General features: G+C 63.1%; 17 protein-coding genes. 8 read left to right on the top strand and 9 right to left on the bottom strand.

Annotated elements, in window-relative coordinates; genetic code table 11:
* From hutU to hutI, 4 genes are read right to left on the bottom strand one after another with little or no spacing between them, the layout of a single operon-like run.
* Nucleotides 1-1674 carry a urocanate hydratase gene (hutU, locus tag FJ492_RS06385; protein ID WP_181166591.1) on the bottom strand — a complete coding sequence of 558 codons (1674 nt, stop codon included), beginning with the start codon at nt 1672-1674 and terminating at the stop codon, nt 1-3.
* A 25-nt stretch (nt 1675-1699) separates the two neighbouring features.
* Nucleotides 1700-2515, bottom strand: coding sequence for an N-formylglutamate deformylase (gene hutG / locus FJ492_RS06380; RefSeq protein ID WP_140769062.1), 816 nt, complete (start codon nt 2513-2515; stop codon nt 1700-1702).
* Nucleotides 2512-4047 (bottom strand): histidine ammonia-lyase, encoded by a 1536-nt coding sequence (gene hutH / locus FJ492_RS06375; RefSeq protein WP_140769060.1) that lies wholly within the window; start codon nt 4045-4047, stop codon nt 2512-2514. Before hutH ends, hutG begins: the two co-directional genes overlap by 4 nt.
* A complete protein-coding gene (gene hutI / locus FJ492_RS06370) occupies nt 4044-5276 on the bottom strand; it encodes an imidazolonepropionase (RefSeq protein ID WP_140769058.1) in 1233 nt (410 codons plus the stop codon). Before hutI ends, hutH begins: the two co-directional genes overlap by 4 nt.
* A 98-nt stretch (nt 5277-5374) precedes the next feature.
* On the opposite strand from hutI, the gene FJ492_RS06365 reads away from it, so the two are divergent.
* Together FJ492_RS06365 and hutC are read left to right on the top strand one after the other, a co-directional pair.
* Nucleotides 5375-6739 (top strand): formimidoylglutamate deiminase, encoded by a 1365-nt coding sequence (locus tag FJ492_RS06365; protein ID WP_140769056.1) that lies wholly within the window; start codon nt 5375-5377, stop codon nt 6737-6739.
* A 2-nt stretch (nt 6740-6741) separates the two neighbouring features.
* Nucleotides 6742-7482: a histidine utilization repressor gene (gene hutC, locus FJ492_RS06360; RefSeq protein ID WP_140507494.1), complete on the top strand. Its 741-nt coding sequence runs from the start codon at nt 6742-6744 to the stop codon at nt 7480-7482.
* A gap of 51 nt (nt 7483-7533) precedes the next feature.
* Here the strand turns inward: hutC and FJ492_RS06355 are convergent, their stop codons facing one another.
* Nucleotides 7534-7878 (bottom strand): RidA family protein, encoded by a 345-nt coding sequence (locus FJ492_RS06355; protein ID WP_027143113.1) that lies wholly within the window; start codon nt 7876-7878, stop codon nt 7534-7536.
* 229 nt (nt 7879-8107) lie between these two features.
* Between FJ492_RS06355 and aztA the strand changes: the two genes are divergently transcribed.
* The 4 genes from aztA (at nt 8108) to FJ492_RS06335 (ending at nt 11247) form a co-directional block, all read left to right on the top strand.
* A complete protein-coding gene (gene aztA, locus FJ492_RS06350; protein ID WP_140769053.1) occupies nt 8108-8914 on the top strand; it encodes a zinc ABC transporter ATP-binding protein AztA in 807 nt (268 codons plus the stop codon).
* Entirely contained in the window at nt 8914-9789 is an 876-nt protein-coding gene (gene aztB / locus FJ492_RS06345) for a zinc ABC transporter permease AztB (RefSeq protein ID WP_140769051.1), read from the top strand. The genes aztA and aztB overlap by 1 nt, the downstream gene beginning before the upstream one ends.
* Before the next feature lie 27 nt (nt 9790-9816).
* Nucleotides 9817-10758, top strand: coding sequence for a zinc ABC transporter substrate-binding protein AztC (aztC, locus tag FJ492_RS06340; RefSeq protein ID WP_140769049.1), 942 nt, complete (start codon nt 9817-9819; stop codon nt 10756-10758).
* A gap of 150 nt (nt 10759-10908) precedes the next feature.
* The gene (locus FJ492_RS06335; protein WP_027143117.1) at nt 10909-11247 is read left to right on the top strand and encodes a TIGR01244 family sulfur transferase; all 339 of its coding nucleotides are present in this window, start codon (nt 10909-10911) and stop codon (nt 11245-11247) included.
* Here the strand turns inward: FJ492_RS06335 and FJ492_RS06330 are convergent.
* Complete coding sequence (locus FJ492_RS06330) at nt 11244-11711, bottom strand: Lrp/AsnC family transcriptional regulator (RefSeq protein WP_140507272.1); 468 nt, start codon at nt 11709-11711, stop codon at nt 11244-11246. The genes FJ492_RS06335 and FJ492_RS06330 overlap by 4 nt on opposite strands.
* Nucleotides 11712-11844: 133 nt before the next feature.
* Here FJ492_RS06330 and hppD point away from each other — a divergent pair, with 133 nt between their 5' ends.
* Nucleotides 11845-12960 (top strand): 4-hydroxyphenylpyruvate dioxygenase, encoded by a 1116-nt coding sequence (gene hppD, locus FJ492_RS06325; protein ID WP_140749080.1) that lies wholly within the window; start codon nt 11845-11847, stop codon nt 12958-12960.
* 64 nt (nt 12961-13024) lie between these two features.
* Entirely contained in the window at nt 13025-13258 is a 234-nt protein-coding gene (locus FJ492_RS06320) for a type II toxin-antitoxin system prevent-host-death family antitoxin (RefSeq protein WP_246675914.1), read from the top strand.
* On the opposite strand, the gene FJ492_RS06315 is transcribed toward FJ492_RS06320, so the two are convergent.
* From FJ492_RS06315 to FJ492_RS06305, 3 genes are read right to left on the bottom strand one after another with little or no spacing between them, the layout of a single operon-like run.
* A complete protein-coding gene (locus FJ492_RS06315) occupies nt 13255-13791 on the bottom strand; it encodes a DinB family protein (protein ID WP_140769047.1) in 537 nt (178 codons plus the stop codon). The genes FJ492_RS06320 and FJ492_RS06315 overlap by 4 nt on opposite strands.
* 15 nt (nt 13792-13806) lie before the next feature.
* Nucleotides 13807-14820 (bottom strand): fumarylacetoacetate hydrolase family protein, encoded by a 1014-nt coding sequence (locus FJ492_RS06310; protein WP_140769045.1) that lies wholly within the window; start codon nt 14818-14820, stop codon nt 13807-13809.
* Nucleotides 14817-15704: an MBL fold metallo-hydrolase gene (locus FJ492_RS06305; protein WP_181166598.1), complete on the bottom strand. Its 888-nt coding sequence runs from the start codon at nt 15702-15704 to the stop codon at nt 14817-14819. The genes FJ492_RS06310 and FJ492_RS06305 overlap by 4 nt, the downstream gene beginning before the upstream one ends.
* Nucleotides 15705-15715 lie beyond the last annotated feature (11 nt).

Below are 15715 nucleotides of genomic sequence, written 5' to 3'. Positions count from 1 at the left end.
CTATCCGAGAATGCCTGGCAGGTTGAGCTGGTGCTCCTTGGCGCATTCGATCGCGATGTCATAGCCGGCGTCGGCATGGCGCATGACGCCCGTCGCCGGATCGTTCCATAGAACGCGCTCCAGCCGCCTTGCCGCGTCCGGCGTGCCGTCGGCAACGATGACCATGCCGGCATGCTGGGAGAAGCCCATGCCGACGCCGCCGCCATGGTGCAGCGATACCCAGGTCGCGCCCGAAGCTGTGTTGAGCAGCGCGTTGAGCAGCGGCCAGTCGGACACTGCGTCGGAACCGTCCTTCATCGATTCCGTCTCGCGGTTTGGCGAAGCGACCGAACCCGAATCGAGGTGATCGCGACCGATGACGACCGGCGCCTTGAGTTCGCCCTTGGCCACCATTTCGTTGAAGGCGAGGCCCAATCGGTGGCGATCGCCAAGGCCGACCCAGCAGATGCGCGCCGGCAACCCTTGAAAGGAAATCCGCTCGCGGGCCATGTCCAGCCAATTGTGCAGATGGGTGTTGCCGGGGGTGAGTTCACGCACCTTGGCGTCGGTCTTGTAGATATCCTCTGGATCGCCGGAGAGTGCAGCCCAGCGGAACGGGCCGATGCCGCGGCAGAAGAGCGGACGGATGTAGGCCGGCACGAAGCCGGGGAACGCAAAGGCGTTTTCAAACCCTTCGTCCTTGGCGACCTGGCGGATGTTGTTGCCATAGTCGAGTGTCGGCACGCCGGCGTTCCAGAACGCGACCATCGCCTCGACATGCTCGCGCATGGAGGCGCGCGCCGCCTTCTCGACCGCCCGGGGGTCGCTGACGCGCTTTTCGCGCCACTCGGCCATAGTCCAGCCCTTCGGCAGATAACCATTGATGGGGTCGTGCGCCGAGGTCTGGTCGGTGACCATATCGGGGCGAATGCCGCGCTTGAACATCTCGGGCACGATCTCGGCGGCGTTGCCGAGCAGGGCGACGGACTTCGCCTCGCCGGCCCTGGTCCAGCGCTCGATCATTTCCATGGCCTCGTCGAGCGTCTCGGCCTTCTCGTCGACATAGCGGGTGCGCAAGCGGAAGTCGATCGAATCCGGATTGCATTCGATCGCCAGGCAGCAGGCGCCAGCCATGACGGCGGCCAATGGCTGGGCGCCGCCCATGCCGCCCAGGCCGCCGGTCAGGATCCATTTTCCCTTGAGATTGCCGCCATAATGCTGGCGGCCGGCTTCGACGAAGGTCTCGTAGGTGCCCTGCACGATGCCTTGCGTGCCGATGTAGATCCAGGAGCCGGCCGTCATCTGGCCGTACATCATCAGGCCCTTCTTATCGAGATCGTTGAATTTCTCCCAGGTCGCCCAGTGCGGCACCAGGTTGGAGTTGGCGATCAGCACGCGCGGCGCATCGGGGTGAGTGCGGAACACGCCGACCGGCTTGCCGGACTGCACCAGCAGCGTCTCGTCCTCGCCAAGCGTCTCCAGCGACGCAACGATTTGGTCGAAATCGTTCCAGGTACGCGCCGCCCGGCCGATGCCGCCATAGACGACCAGTTCATTGGGGTTCTCGGCGACATCAGGGTCAAGATTGTTCATCAGCATGCGCAACGGCGCTTCAGTCGTCCAATACCGGGCATTGAGCTTGTCGCCGCGGGGGCTGCGCACTTCGCGGATGTTGTGACGGGGGTCGGTCATCATTGTCCCTTTCGGATGAGGCGGCGCGTCAGCGCCCGGCCCAGTCAATGGCGGTTTGGAGAATCTGCGTCAGCGTGGCGCGGATGGGCGCGGCGAACGCGGCATCGTAGGGCGCGGGCCAATTGTCCGGTGTGCCCTTCCCGTCCGGCTCGCGCATGTAGCCGCGGTTGGAGAGCTCCATCTGCAGCGCATGCACGCCCTGGTGCGGCTGGCCGAAATGGCGCGTGATCCAGCCGCCCTTGAAGCGTCCGTTGACGACAAAGGTCTCACCGGTTTCTGCCATGATCTGGTTGACCATCGCGTGCAACGCCGGATCAGCGCTCCTGCCGTCGTTCGTGCCGAGGTTGAACACCGGCAGCGTGCCTTCGAAGAGGCGTGGCAGCACCGAGCGGATCGAATGGCAGTCGTAGAGGACAATCTTGCCATGCAAGGTCCGCAACCTGTCGATCTCGGCCTGCAAGGCGGCGTGATAGGGTGCAAAGAATTTCTCGCGGCGCTCGTCGATCTCCGACGGTCCCGGCTCTTCGCCCTCGCGATAGAGCGGATCGCCGTCGAAGGTTTCGGCTGGGCATAGGCCGGTGGTTGCCTGGCCGGGATAGAGCGAGGCGCCGGATGGATCGCGGTTGACGTCGATGACTGTGCGCGAGATCGCGGTGTGCACGACCGTAGCGCCGAGACCGCCGGCGAAATCATAGAGATTGTCGATCCACCAGTCGCAATCGCGGCGACCAAGCCATGGCGAGATAAGCCGGTTTTCGAGGCCGGCGAGGTCGACACCGGTGTGCGGGATCGACACCAGAAGCGGCGCCGTGCCTCGTTTTATTGTCAGCCAAGAAGGTGTCATAGCGCAATCCCCGGCAGCGCCACCGCGCTCGCGGCCTTCGCGACTGCACCGCTACGTACCATGGCGATCGCCTTTTCCATGTCGGGGTGGAAGTGCCGGTCATTGTCGAGATGCGGCACCTCGGCGCGAACCAGCTTGCGCACGGCTTCAAGCGCCGCACTCGAGGCGAGTGGTGCATGGAAATCGCACCCTTGCGCGGCGGCTAGCAATTCAATGCCGATAACAGCCGTCGCATTCTCGATCATGCCGATCAGCCGGCGCGCGCCATGCGCGGCCATCGAGACATGGTCTTCCTGGTTGGCCGAGGTCGGGATGGAATCGACGCTGGCCGGATAGGCTTTCTGCTTGTTTTCCGAGACAAGTGCGGCCGCCGTCACCTGTGGGATCATGAAGCCGGAGTTCAGGCCGGGCTTGGGCGTCAGGAAGGCGGGCATGCCTGACAGCGCGGGATCGACCAGCATGGCGATGCGGCGCTCCGACAGCGAGCCGATCTCACAGGCGGCAAGTGCGATCATGTCGGCGGCGAAGGCGACCGGCTCGGCGTGGAAATTGCCGCCGGAGAGCGCCGTGTCGTCCTCGGCGAAGACCAGCGGATTGTCGGTAACGCCATTGGCCTCGGTTTCGAGCGTATCGGCGGCCTTGCGCAGGACATCGAGCACGGCGCCCATGACTTGCGGCTGGCAACGCAGGCAATAGGGATCCTGCACACGCTCGTCGCCGAGCCGGTGCGACTCGCGGATGGCGCTGCCGGCCATCAGATTGCGCAACGCATCCGCGGTCTCGATCTGGCCGCGATGCTTTCTCAACATATGGATGCGCGGGTCGAAGGGGGCATCGGACCCCTTTGCCGCGTCGGTCGAGAGCGCGCCGGCGACAAGCGCCGACTGGTAGAGCACTTCGGCCTCGAACAGGGCGGCCAGCGCATAGGCCGTCGAAAACTGCGTGCCGTTGAGCAGCGCCAGACCTTCCTTGGCGCCCAATGTGACGGGCTCCAGCCCATGCGAGACGAACGCGACCTTGGCCGGGAAGCGGCCATGCGGGGTAAAGCATTCGCCGACACCGATCATCACCGCCGTCATGTGCGACAATGGGGCAAGGTCGCCGGAGGCGCCAACTGAACCTTGCGCCGGCACCACCGGGATGACGTCATTGGCCAGCATCGCTTCGAGCAACTCGATGGTTTGCGGGCGCACACCGGAGGCACCCTGCGCAAGGCTCGCAAGTTTCAGCGCCATCATCAGCCGGGCAATGGCAACAGGCATCGGCTCGCCCACGCCCGCGGCATGCGAAAGCACGATGTTGCGCTGCAGGGTCTCGAGATCCTCGGCGGGAATGCGCACGCTGGCCAGCTTGCCGAAACCGGTATTGATCCCATAGACCGGCTCACCCTTGGCGACGATGCGCGCGACAGCTTCGGCGCTTGCCTTGATTTTCGGGCGACAGGCACCGTCCAGTTTCGGCATGGCGCCACGGTAGATGGCGCGCCAGTCGGCCAGCGTCGCATCGCCGGGCTTCAGCGTCAGTTCTGTCATTGTCCTCTCCAGATGCGGGTATGCAGCGGGTTGAAGCCCATACGGTAGACGAGTTCGGCGGGGCGCTCGATGTCCCAGATCGCCAGGTCGGCGGATTTGCCCGGTTCCAGCGTGCCGGTCTCTTCGAGCAGGCCCAGCGCACGCGCGGCTTCGCGGGTGACGCCGGCAAGACATTCGTCGACCGTCATGCCGAACAGGGTCGCCGCCATGTTCATGGTCAGAAGCAGCGAGGTCAGCGGCGAAGTGCCGGGATTGTTGTCGGTGGCCACCGACATTTTGACGCCAAGCTGGCGGAACAGGGCGATCGGCGGCTTCTTGGTCTCGCGGATGAAGTAGTAGGCGCCGGGCAGGATCGTCGCCACTGTCCCCGCCTTGGCCATCGCCATGGCGCCCGCCTCGTCGGTGTATTCGAGATGATCGGCTGACAATGCACCATAGCGGGCGGCGAATTCAGCGCCATGCAGGTTGGACAGCTGGTCGGCGTGGAGTTTTACGGGCAAGCCGAGCGCCTTGGCCTTGTCGAACACGCGAGACATCTGCTCGGGCGAAAAGGCGATGCCTTCACAGAACCCGTCGACGGCATCGGCCAAGCCTTCCGCGGCGACGCCGGGAAGGATCGTTTTGGCGACGAGATCGATGAAAGCGTCCTTGTCGCCCTTGGCTTCGGGCGGCAGCGCGTGGGCTGCGAGACATGTGGTGCGAACCATCACCGGGCGTACACTGCCCAGTTGCCGCGCGGCGCGCAGCGATTTCTTCTCGTTTTCAAGATCGAGACCATAGCCCGACTTTATTTCAACGGTGGTGACGCCTTCGGCCATCAGCGCATCGAGGCGCGGCAGCGTCTGGGCAACCAGGTCGTCCTCGCTGGCGGCACGCAAGGATTTGACCGAGGAAACGATGCCACCGCCGGCCCTGGCGACCTCTTCATACGTGGCCCCGGCCAGCCGCATCTCGAACTCGTTGGCGCGGTTCCCGGCGTGGACGAGATGGGTGTGGCAGTCGATCAGGCCGGGCGTGATCCAGCGGCCCTCGCAATCGATGATCTCGCCCTGGGCAAACGCCGACGGCATCTCGGATTGCGAACCCGCATAGACAATGCGGCCATCGCGCGCGGCGAGCGCGCCTTGCTCGACGATACCCAGTCCGGCAGAATTTTCAGCCATGGTTGCCAGACGCGCGTTGCGCCACAGGCGAAGTCCCCCTGCCGGGTTTTTGCTCTCTACGGCCATCATCTTTTCCGTTTCAATCGGTGGCGATTATGTATATACATATTGAGACGCACTGCAAGTGTCATCATCGCACACGAGACCGGGAAGCGGAGAGAAAAGTGACCGATATCTTTGCGGAACAGGCGCTTCTTCCCAACGGCTGGCACGACAATGTGCGGATCACTTTCGCCAATGGGCGCATTGCGGCCGTAGAGCCTGGGAGCACCGCGTCTCCTGGTGACGAACGCCATGCCATTCTCCTTCCCGGCATGGCCAATCTGCACAGCCACGCCTTCCAACGCGGCATGGCAGGGCTCGCCGAGTTGCGCGGCCACTCCGCCGACAGTTTCTGGAGCTGGCGCGAGGTGATGTACCGCTTCGCGCTGTGGATGACTCCCGACCAGGTCGAGGCGGTGGCGGCGCAGCTCTACGTCGAAATGCTAGAGGCCGGTTTTTCGCGCGTCGGCGAATTTCATTATCTGCACCATGACCGTGATGGACAACCCTATGCCAACCCAGCCGAGATGGCCGAGCGCATCGCTGCCGCGGCCGGCGAAACGGGTATCGGCCTGACGCTGTTGCCTGTGTTTTACGCACATTCCTCCTTCGGTGGTGCCGCGCCAAACGAGGGCCAGCGCCGATTCATCAACGACGTGAATCGGTTCGCCCGGCTTGTTGAGAAAAGCCGGGAATCTGTCCGCTCTTTGAATCAAGCAATTGTCGGCGTTGCCCCGCACAGTCTACGGGCCGCGACGCCTGAAGAACTCACGGTGATTGCGGCCATGGCGCCAAACGGACCAATCCACATCCATGTCGCCGAGCAGGTGAAAGAAGTCGAAGACTGCCTTGCCTGGTCCGGCGCGCGTCCGGTCGAATTTCTGCTTGGGGCTGCCGATGTCGACCAGCGCTGGTGCCTGATCCATGCCACCCACATGACCGATGCTGAAACCATCGGCATGGCCAGGAGCGGCGCCATTGCCGGCCTTTGCCCGATCACGGAGGCCAATCTCGGCGACGGCACCTTCGCCGCGCCTTTGTTCAGGGAGCATGGCGGCCGCTTCGGTGTCGGCTCCGATTCCAACGTGCTGATCGGCCTGCCCGACGAATTGCGCCAGCTCGAATATTCGCAGCGCCTCGCGCACCGCGCCCGCAATGTGCTGGCCGTGGCTGGCGGCTCGACCGGCCGCGCGCTGTACGACGCAGCGCTTGACGGCGGCAGCGTCGCGCTTGGCGCCGGCGCATCGCAAATCGCGCCTGGTGCATCCGCCGATCTCGTCTCGCTCGACGCCGGCAACCCCTCGCTGGCCGGCAAAACCGGCGATGCAATCCTCGACGCCTGGATTTTCGCCAATGGCAGCAAGGTCGATTGTGTCTGGGTGCATGGCAAGAAACAGGTCAGTGATGGCAGACATGCCAAGCGCAAGGCCATCGCCGAACGGTTTCGCGGCGTGATGACAGCGCTTTCCGAGGGTTCATCCAGATGAGCATGGCTGAACCGACGGAGATAGACGACAGCGAGACCGTCTCGCTTCATCAGCGCATCCTTTCCGATATCCGGGAAAGAATTCTTTCCGGCACCTGGGTGCCCGGCCACCGTATCCCGTTCGAACATGAGCTGACCGCCGAATACAAATGCTCACGCATGACGGTGAACAAGGCTCTGTCCCAGTTGGCCAAGGCAGGTTTGATCGAACGCCGCCGCCGGTCGGGCAGCTTTGTCCGCCAGCCGCAATCGCAGGCAGCCGTGCTGGAACTTCACGACATCAGGATCGAAGTCGAGGCGCTCGGCCTGCCCTATCGCTACAAGCGGCTGGAACGCCTGAAGCGGCGCAGCAATGGGGAGGACAGGACGTTGCTCGAACTGTCCGCCGCAGGTCCAGTGCTATGGCTCGAAGGTCTTCATTTTGCCGGCGAACGGCCATTCGCGCTCGAGCAACGTCTGATCAATCTTTCGGCGGTTTCGGAAGCCGGGGACGAAGAGTTTCTGGAAATCGCTGCCGGGCCTTGGCTGATCGACCGCGTGCCGTGGAGCGAGGCCGAGCATCGGATACGCGCCATGAGCGCTGACGACGCCATCGCCGATGCGCTCGACATCGATCCCGGGGCACCTTGCCTAGTGGTCGAACGCCGCACCTGGAGTGCCGAGCACCCGGTCACCCACGTGCGCTTCATCTATCCGGCGGAAAGCCATACGCTGGTGGCAAGGTTCACGCCGTCGCAGGGGTGAGTGATCTCCCCCTGGTCGTGGGGGGAGATCGGCAGTTCTGACGTCGCGCCTTTACAGCGCCGCGGTGATAATAATCTCGACCAGATATTCCGGGCCGGCGAGCTTTGCTTCGCCGGTGGCGCGGGCGGGCGTGTGGCCCTGCGGCACCCACTTGTCCCATTCGGTATTCATCTCGGCGAAGGTGCCCATGTCGGCCAGCCAGATGATCGCCTGGACGATCTTGGTCTTGTCGGTGCCGGCCTTGGCCAGCAATTCATCGATGGTCGCCAGAATATCGCGGGTCTGCGCGGCGACGTTGCCGCCGGGTTCGCCGACCTGGCCGGCCAGGTAGACGGTGTTGCCGTGGATGACGATCTGGCTCATGCGCGGGCCAACATCGATGCGCCGAATGCTCATTGCGAGTTCCTTCCGTTGTGGTCGCGCCTCTTTAGAGTCGCCGTCCGCTTCGGGCAAGGCCGGCTGAACCGAAACCGCTTGAGCCAATTGCTCCATCCAGGGCCAGGCGCCTACACGGCGAGTTGACCACCGCGACGCAATTCCGCCGGATTGGCTTGTTGACTAATGTAATAACATCACATATCCAAACGGCCGCACCTTAGCCGGATTTGGTTTCCCACGGAACGATATGACCCAGACCTGCCTGACATTCCGTGATCTGACGTTGGGCTACAACAGCCATCCCGCGATCCATCACCTCGATGGCGCGATCCGCAAGGGCTCGCTGACGGCCGTGGTTGGGGCCAACGGCTCTGGCAAGTCGACGCTGATGAAGGGTATTGTCGGGGTGCTGAAGCCGATGGCAGGCGAGGTCATTCGCGCGCCGGCCGTGCGGGCGGCCTACCTGCCGCAGCAATCGGAACTCGATCGCTCCTTTCCCGCCCGCGTTGTCGATCTGGTCTCGCTCGGCCTGTGGCCGAAGCGCGGCATGCTTGGCCGCTATACCGGGGAAGATCGTGAGGCCGTCAGCCAGGCTTTGATGGCCGTCGGCCTCGGCGGCTTCGAGAAGCGGCCGATCGACACGCTGTCGGGTGGCCAGTTGCAGCGCACGCTGTTTGCCCGCGTGCTGTTGCAGGATGCCGACCTGATTCTGCTCGACGAACCGTTCAACGCTGTCGACGCCAAGACGGTCGGTGACCTCATTGCCTTGATCAAGCGTTGGCACGGCGAAGAGCGCACCATCCTGGTGGTGGTCCATGATCTCGATCTGGTGCGCCAGAATTTTCCCGAAACACTGCTGCTTGCCCGTCAGCCGGTTGCCTGGGGCGAGACCCGGGAGACGCTGAAACCGGAGAACCTGCTGCGCGCGCGCCACTTCCACGAAGCCTGGGAAGAGAACGCGCCCTGGTGCGAGCCTGACGAGCACGCTCATGACCATGGTCATCATGGCCACGACCACGATCATCACCACGGCGCCGGACCGAGGGCTGCCTGATGGACGCGCTCTACAGTCTTTTCATCGCCCCTTTCGCCGATTTCGGCTTCATGCAGCGGGCGCTGTTCGGCTCGCTGATGCTGTCGCTCGGCGCCTGCCCCATCGGCGTCTTCCTGATGCTGCGGCGCATGAGCCTGTCGGGCGACGCGATGGCGCATGCCATCCTGCCTGGGGCGGCGGCGGGTTTCCTGTTCTACGGCCTTGAAATCCTGCCGATGACCATTGGCGGCCTGATCGCCGGCGTCATCGTCGCGCTCGGCGCTGGCGCCGTCTCGCGCTTCACCATCCAGCGCGAGGACGCCTCGATGGCCGCTTTCTATCTGATTTCGCTCGCCATCGGTGTGCTGATGGTGTCGATCCGCGGCTCCAGCGTCGACCTCATGCATGTGCTGTTCGGCACGGTGCTGGCGCTCAACAACGAGGCTTTGACGCTGATTGGCGGCATCGTCGCGGTGACGCTGGTCAGTCTTGCCATCTTCTGGCGGGCGCTGGTGGCCGAATGCCTCGACCCGCTGTTCCTGCGTTCGGTCAGCCGCATGGGCAGCCCGGTGCATTTCATCTTCCTCGGTCTCGTCGTGCTCAACCTCGTCGGCGGCTTCCAGGCGCTCGGAACTTTGCTTTCCGTCGGATTGATGATGCTGCCGGCGGCAGCCGCGCGCTTCTGGACGACGCGCGTCGAACCGATGTGCGTGCTGGCCGTGCTGATCGGCTTTGCCTCCTGCATCGCCGGACTGCTCCTGTCCTATCATGCGTCGCTGCCATCCGGCCCTGCCATCATCCTGTCGGCCGGCGTCGTCTATTTCGCCTCGATCCTGTTTGGCACGCGCGGCATCCTGCGCGCCCGCATCATCCATCACCGTCACAGAACGGCCTGATCCCCCGCCCTAAAAGGAGACCCGCTTATGCTCAAATCGATCCGTGCCGCCCTGACGATGAGCGTTATAACATTTGCCGCCTTCAGCGCGTCATCGGCTTTCGCCGCACCGCTGAAAGTGGTCGCCAGCTTCACAGTCGTTGCGGATTTCGCCAAGAATGTCGGCGGCGACCGCATCGCGATCACCACGATCGTCGGCCCAGACGGCGACGCCCATGTCTACGAGCCGAGCCCTGCCGACGCGGTGGCCATGGCCAAGGCCGATATCGTGCTGGTCAACGGCCTGCACTTCGAAGGTTTCCTGCAGCGCCTGGTCGATGCCAGCGCCACCAAGGCCTCCATTGTCACCTTGACCAAGGGCGTGACGCCGATCGACTTCAAACCTGAATTCGCCGACGCCGATGCGGCCGAGGGTGTCGGCACCGGCGGCGGCAAGACCGTCGCCGATCCGCACGCCTTCCAGTCGATCGCCAATGCCAAGATTTATGTGAAGAACATCGCCGAGGCCTTCTGCGCGGCCGACAGCGACGGCTGTGTCAGCTACCAGACCAATGCCGCCGCCTACACCAGGAAGCTCGATGCTCTGGAAGGCGAAGTGAAGGCGGCGATCCAGTCGATCCCCGAGGCAAAGCGCGTCGTCATCACCTCGCATGACGCCTTCGGCTATTTCGAACACGAATACGGCCTGACCTTCCTCGCTCCGCAAGGCATCTCGACTGATTCCGAACCGTCGGCCGCCGATGTCGCCAAGCTGGTCGAGCAGGTGAAGCAGGACAAGGCCGCGGCCATCTTCGTCGAGAACATCACCAACCCGCGCCTGATCGAGCAGATCGCCAGCGAGACCGGTATCAAGGTCGGCGGCACGCTCTACTCGGACGCGCTGTCGCAGCCCGACGGCCCGGGCTCGACCTATATCGACATGATGCGCAACAACATCCGTCAGATCAAAGGCGCCATTCTAGGCAGCTGAATTTGATCCGCACCCAACCGGGCCGTATCGGCTTGGTTGGATTTTCTGGCGCGCCATGTCTATTTGGCAGAGAATTCCGTCGATGCGGATTGCCGTGCCCACCGGGCAATGGCAAGACTGCCGCCAAACCAGATTGCGAGGATATGAGCCATGGAATATCGCCAGATCAGCGAGGACTATTCGGTCTCGGGTCAGATCCAGCCCGAAGATGTCGCCACCATCAAGGAAGCCGGCTTCAAGAGCGTGATCTGCAACCGGCCGGACGATGAGCAGCCCGGCCAACCTTCGGCGGACACGCTCAAGGCAACGGTCGAAGCCGCTGGCCTCGCCTTCCGCTACATCCCGGTGATCAGCGGCCAGATGACCGCCGAGAATGTCGAGGACCAGGCAGAGGCGCTCGACGAGCTCCAAGGCCCGGTGTTTGCTTATTGCCGGTCCGGCGCGCGCTGCACCAATCTGTTCCTGGCGATACAGCAGTCGAAGGGTTAGATCGGCAGCGCCCCGGTTTCCTTCAGCGTCTCCAGCACGATCGCGGTCTTCACATGCTGCACGGATTCATGCGGCAGGAGTACGCCGTTGACGAACTCCGACAACGATTTGAGATCGGGCGTCACCACCTTCAGGATGTAATCCATCTCGCCGGTCAGCGCGTGCGCCTCCTGCACTTCCGGCAGGCGCGCCACCAATTCGCCGAAGCGCCGCGCATTGTCGCGGTTGTGGGTGGCCAGCGTCACTGAAATGACATTGACCAGCGAGAAGCCGAGCCTGTCGCGGTCGAGCACGGCGCGATAGCCCTTGATATAGCCATCCTCCTCCAGCCGCTGCCGGCGGCGCGAGCATTGCGATGCCGACAGGTTCACCCTTTCGGAAAGGTCGTTGTTGGTGAGCCGCGCGTCACCCTGCAAGAGCGCCATTATCTTGCGGTCAAACTGATCAATGCGCCCATTGTCCATGGTTTTCTCCCATATTATGCATGCTTCACGCATGACATCACCATTTCAAGCGTTTGAATGCAAGCACCATGCACAAGCCTCGCGCTATGATGGGATGGCCTTTTTAGGCCAAGCAGCTTCCGGAGGAATTATCATGGGTCCCTTCCCACACGACGCCCCGCCCGCCACGATCAGCAAGGACAACCCTGCCGGCACCGATGGCTTCGAGTTCGTCGAATTCGCGCATCCGGAGCCCAAGAAGCTAGCCGAACTGTTCACCCGCATGGGTTATATGGCGGTAGCCAGGCATCGCACGAAGGACATCACCGTCTGGCGCCAGGGCGACATCAACTATGTCGTCAATGCCGAGCCCGGCTCGCACGCGATGAAGTTCGCCGACAAGCACGGCCCTTGCGCGGCCTCGATGGCCTGGCGGGTGGTTGATGCCAAACATGCTTTCGAGCATGCGGTGTCGAAGGGCGCCACGCCTTATGAAGGCGACGACAAGGCACTCGACGTGCCGGCCATATCAGGCATCGGCGGTTCGCTGCTCTATTTCATCGAGGCCTATGGCAAAAAGGGCTCGGCCTATGACGCCGAGTTCGAATGGCTGGGCGAACGCGACCCGCGACCGCAGGGCGTCGGCTTCTATTACCTCGACCACCTGACCCACAATGTCTATCGCGGCCAGATGGACAAATGGTGGGACTTCTATCGCAATCTGTTCGGTTTCAAGCAGATCCATTTCTTCGACATCGACGGCAGGATTACCGGCCTGGTCAGCCGCGCCATCACCTCGCCCTGCGGCAAGATCCGCATTCCATTGAATGAGTCCAAGGACGAGACCAGCCAGATCGCCGAATACCTGAAGAAGTACAATGGCGAAGGCATCCAGCACGTCGCTGTCGGCACGGACGACATCTACGCCGCCACCGACAAGCTCGCCGAGAACGGGCTGAAATTCATGCCCGGCCCGCCTGAGACCTATTACGACATGTCTTATGACCGCGTGAACGGCCATGACGAGCCGATCGAGCGGATGAAGAAACACGGCATCCTGATCGACGGCGAAGGCGTGGTCGATGGCGGCACGACCAAGATCCTTCTGCAAATCTTCTCGAAGACCGTTATCGGGCCGATCTTTTTCGAGTTCATCCAGCGCAAGGGCGACGAAGGCTTTGGCGAAGGCAATTTCCGAGCGCTGTTCGAATCGATCGAGCAGGACCAGATCAAGCGCGGCGTCATCAAGGTTGACGGCAAGGCGGCGTAAAAGTGAAAGCTCGTTAGCAGTTCGATCAGCGTTGACCTAAGTTCCGGCCATAAGAGGTCGATCTGTGACCGTCTCCACAACTGCAGCCAGAGCCAAACTGTCGGAACTAGTGAGACGCGCGAAAGCTGGCGAGGAGATCGTGCTCACGCGGCGCGCGAAGGCCGTGGCGCGTCTCTTGCCACCGCCGGAGAAGGAAGACCTTTTGCCACGCATCGGCGCTTTGAAGGGCAAATTCGTATCGCCGATGATTTTGACGCCCTCGGCCCTGAATGGGCCGAGTATTCGAGATGACGGCTAGAGCCCCAGCCGCCCGACCTCTTTCTCCCTCAGCTTCATATCATAATCGAGCAGAAACTCGTCCAACTGGGGCGGCGCGACCGAGCTACCCGAGAGCATGGCGTGGACCTGGCCGCGATGATGGATGTCGTGCAGGAAGACGTGCGCCAGGATATCGCCAATGCGTTCTGGGATCATGCCGTCCTCGCGCCGGTCGGTGATGACGCGGCGATCGAGATCGGTCTCCGACAGGCCATCGCAGAAGGCGATCAGCCGCCGGTCGGCCGCCAGCTGAGCCACGCAAAGCTCCGGCGCAGCAGCGAAAGGCACGAAGTCATCGTAGGCAGCGGCACCGACGCCGCCTTCTTCGAGAAAATCGAGATAGAGCTGATCGACCGCGAGGACATGGTTGAGCGTCGCCTTGATCGACGGGAAAAAGCTGGTGCGCTCGGCCTCGAACTCACCGGGCTTCAGCGCAAGCACGGCGCGATAGAGCCGATCGTTCGACCACAAATTGTTGCGCGCCATGCGGCGAAGATGCTCGAGCAGGGTCATTCTTCCTCCTTGCGCTCACCGCTCGTATTTCTCCACCGTCTGCTCGATGGCGCCGAAAATCGAGGCTCCAGTCTTTGACTTCATCTCGATGCGCACCGTGTCGCCGAAGCGCAGGAACGGCGTCTTTGGTTCGCCTGACGCAATCGTCTCGATCATGCGCAGTTCGGCGATGCAGGAATAGCCGGCGCCGCCCGCCGAGACTGGCTTGCCCGGGCCGCCGTCGAGTTTGTTGGATACCGTACCCGAACCAATGATGGTGCCTGATACCAGTGGCCTTGTGCGGGCGGCATGAGCGATCAGGGCCGGGAAATCGAACGTCATGTCGATACCGGCATTGGCGCGGCCGAACGGCTTGCCGTTGATGTCGGCGAGCAGCGGCAGGCTGACCTTGCCGCCATCCCAGGCGTCGCCCAGCTCATCCGGCGTCACCGCGACCGGAGAGAAGGCGGAGGACGGTTTCGATTGGAAGAAGCCGAACCCCTTGGCGAGTTCCGACCCGGTGAGCGCGCGTAGCGTGACATCGTTGACCAGCATGACCAGCCGGATCGCGGCGCGTGCCTGATCGAGGCTGGCGCCCATCGGCACGTCGTCGATGATGACGGCAATTTCGGCCTCCATGTCGATGCCGAAGGCTTCATCCGCCATGCGGATCGGATCACGTGGCGCAACGAAGGAGTCCGAGCCGCCCTGGTAGATCAGCGGGTCGGTCCAGAAACTCGCCGGCATTTCGACGCCACGCGCTTTCCGCACCAGTTCGACATGGTTCACATAGGCGGAGCCGTCGGCCCATTGATAGGCGCGCGGCAGCGGCGAATGCGCATCGTGTTCGTGGAAGCGAGCTGCCGGCATCGCATTGTTCTCCAGCGATTCCGCGATTGTCGCGAGATGCGGCGAGATCCTGCGCCAGTCGTCGAGTGCCGCCTGCAGCGTGCGTGCCAGGAACGAGGCGTCGGTGTATTGCGTCAGGTCGCGCGAAACGACGACGAGTTTCCCGTCGCGCGTTCCGTCCTTCAGCGTGGCAAGCTTCATGTGGTTCCCTCTCCTTGCGCAGCTTTCTCGCTGCTTAGCTCCACAACAAGGCCGTCACGGGCAATCGTCAAGTCGCCGGCCCATGTTTTCCTGACGGCGGCAACCCAGTCCTCCTCGCCGATCCCGACATCATCGGCCGGAATGAGGTGGTTGAGCACCAGCCTTTTGACGCCGGCATCGCTGGCGATACGGCCTGCCTCCTCGGCAAAGCTGTGGCTGGCGAGCAGATGTTCCCTGAGCCGAGCGCCATTGCCGGTCCTGGCAACCAGCCGCTCGATGCCCTCCTCCAGCATGGCTTCATGGACGAGGATATCGGCACTTTCGGCGAAATCGGCGAGCGGTGGGAAGAAGGCCGTGTCGGCCGAGAACACCACGCTTTTTGCGCCATGCTCGAAGCGGAGGGCAAAGCAGTCGGTCACTGGTGGGTGGTCGACGCGCAGCGCCGTCACCTTCAGGCCGCGCTGCTCGACCACATGGCCTTCGTCGAATTCGTCGATCGAAACCAACTCGCGAATATCGGGCCGGCCCTCATCGACGATGCGGATCTCGATGTCGAATTCCATCGCCTGACAAAAGCGCCGCCAATAGTGCCCGACCCCAGGCGGGCCGAACACGGTGACCGGCGTCGCCAAGCCAGCCATCCAGGCGGTGTGGATCAGCGGCCCCAGCTCCAACACATGGTCGGAATGCAGGTGCGTGATGAAGATCAGGTCGAGCGCCTTCAGGCTGATGCCGGCATCGACCAGGCCGCGCGTCACGCCAAGCCCGCAGTCGACGACGATCGCTCGCCCGCCGATCTCGAGCAGCGACGAACTCGGCCACGGTCCGCCCGGCCGCAGCGCCGGACCGCCTTTCGAGCCCAACAACACCAACCGATCCGGCATTGACTTGCCGC

The sequence above is a fragment of the Mesorhizobium sp. B2-5-4 genome (assembly GCF_006441095.1).
GTDB classification, from domain to species: Bacteria; Pseudomonadota; Alphaproteobacteria; order Rhizobiales; family Rhizobiaceae; genus Mesorhizobium; species Mesorhizobium salmacidum.
This window is presented reverse-complemented; position numbering and strand designations above follow the sequence as displayed.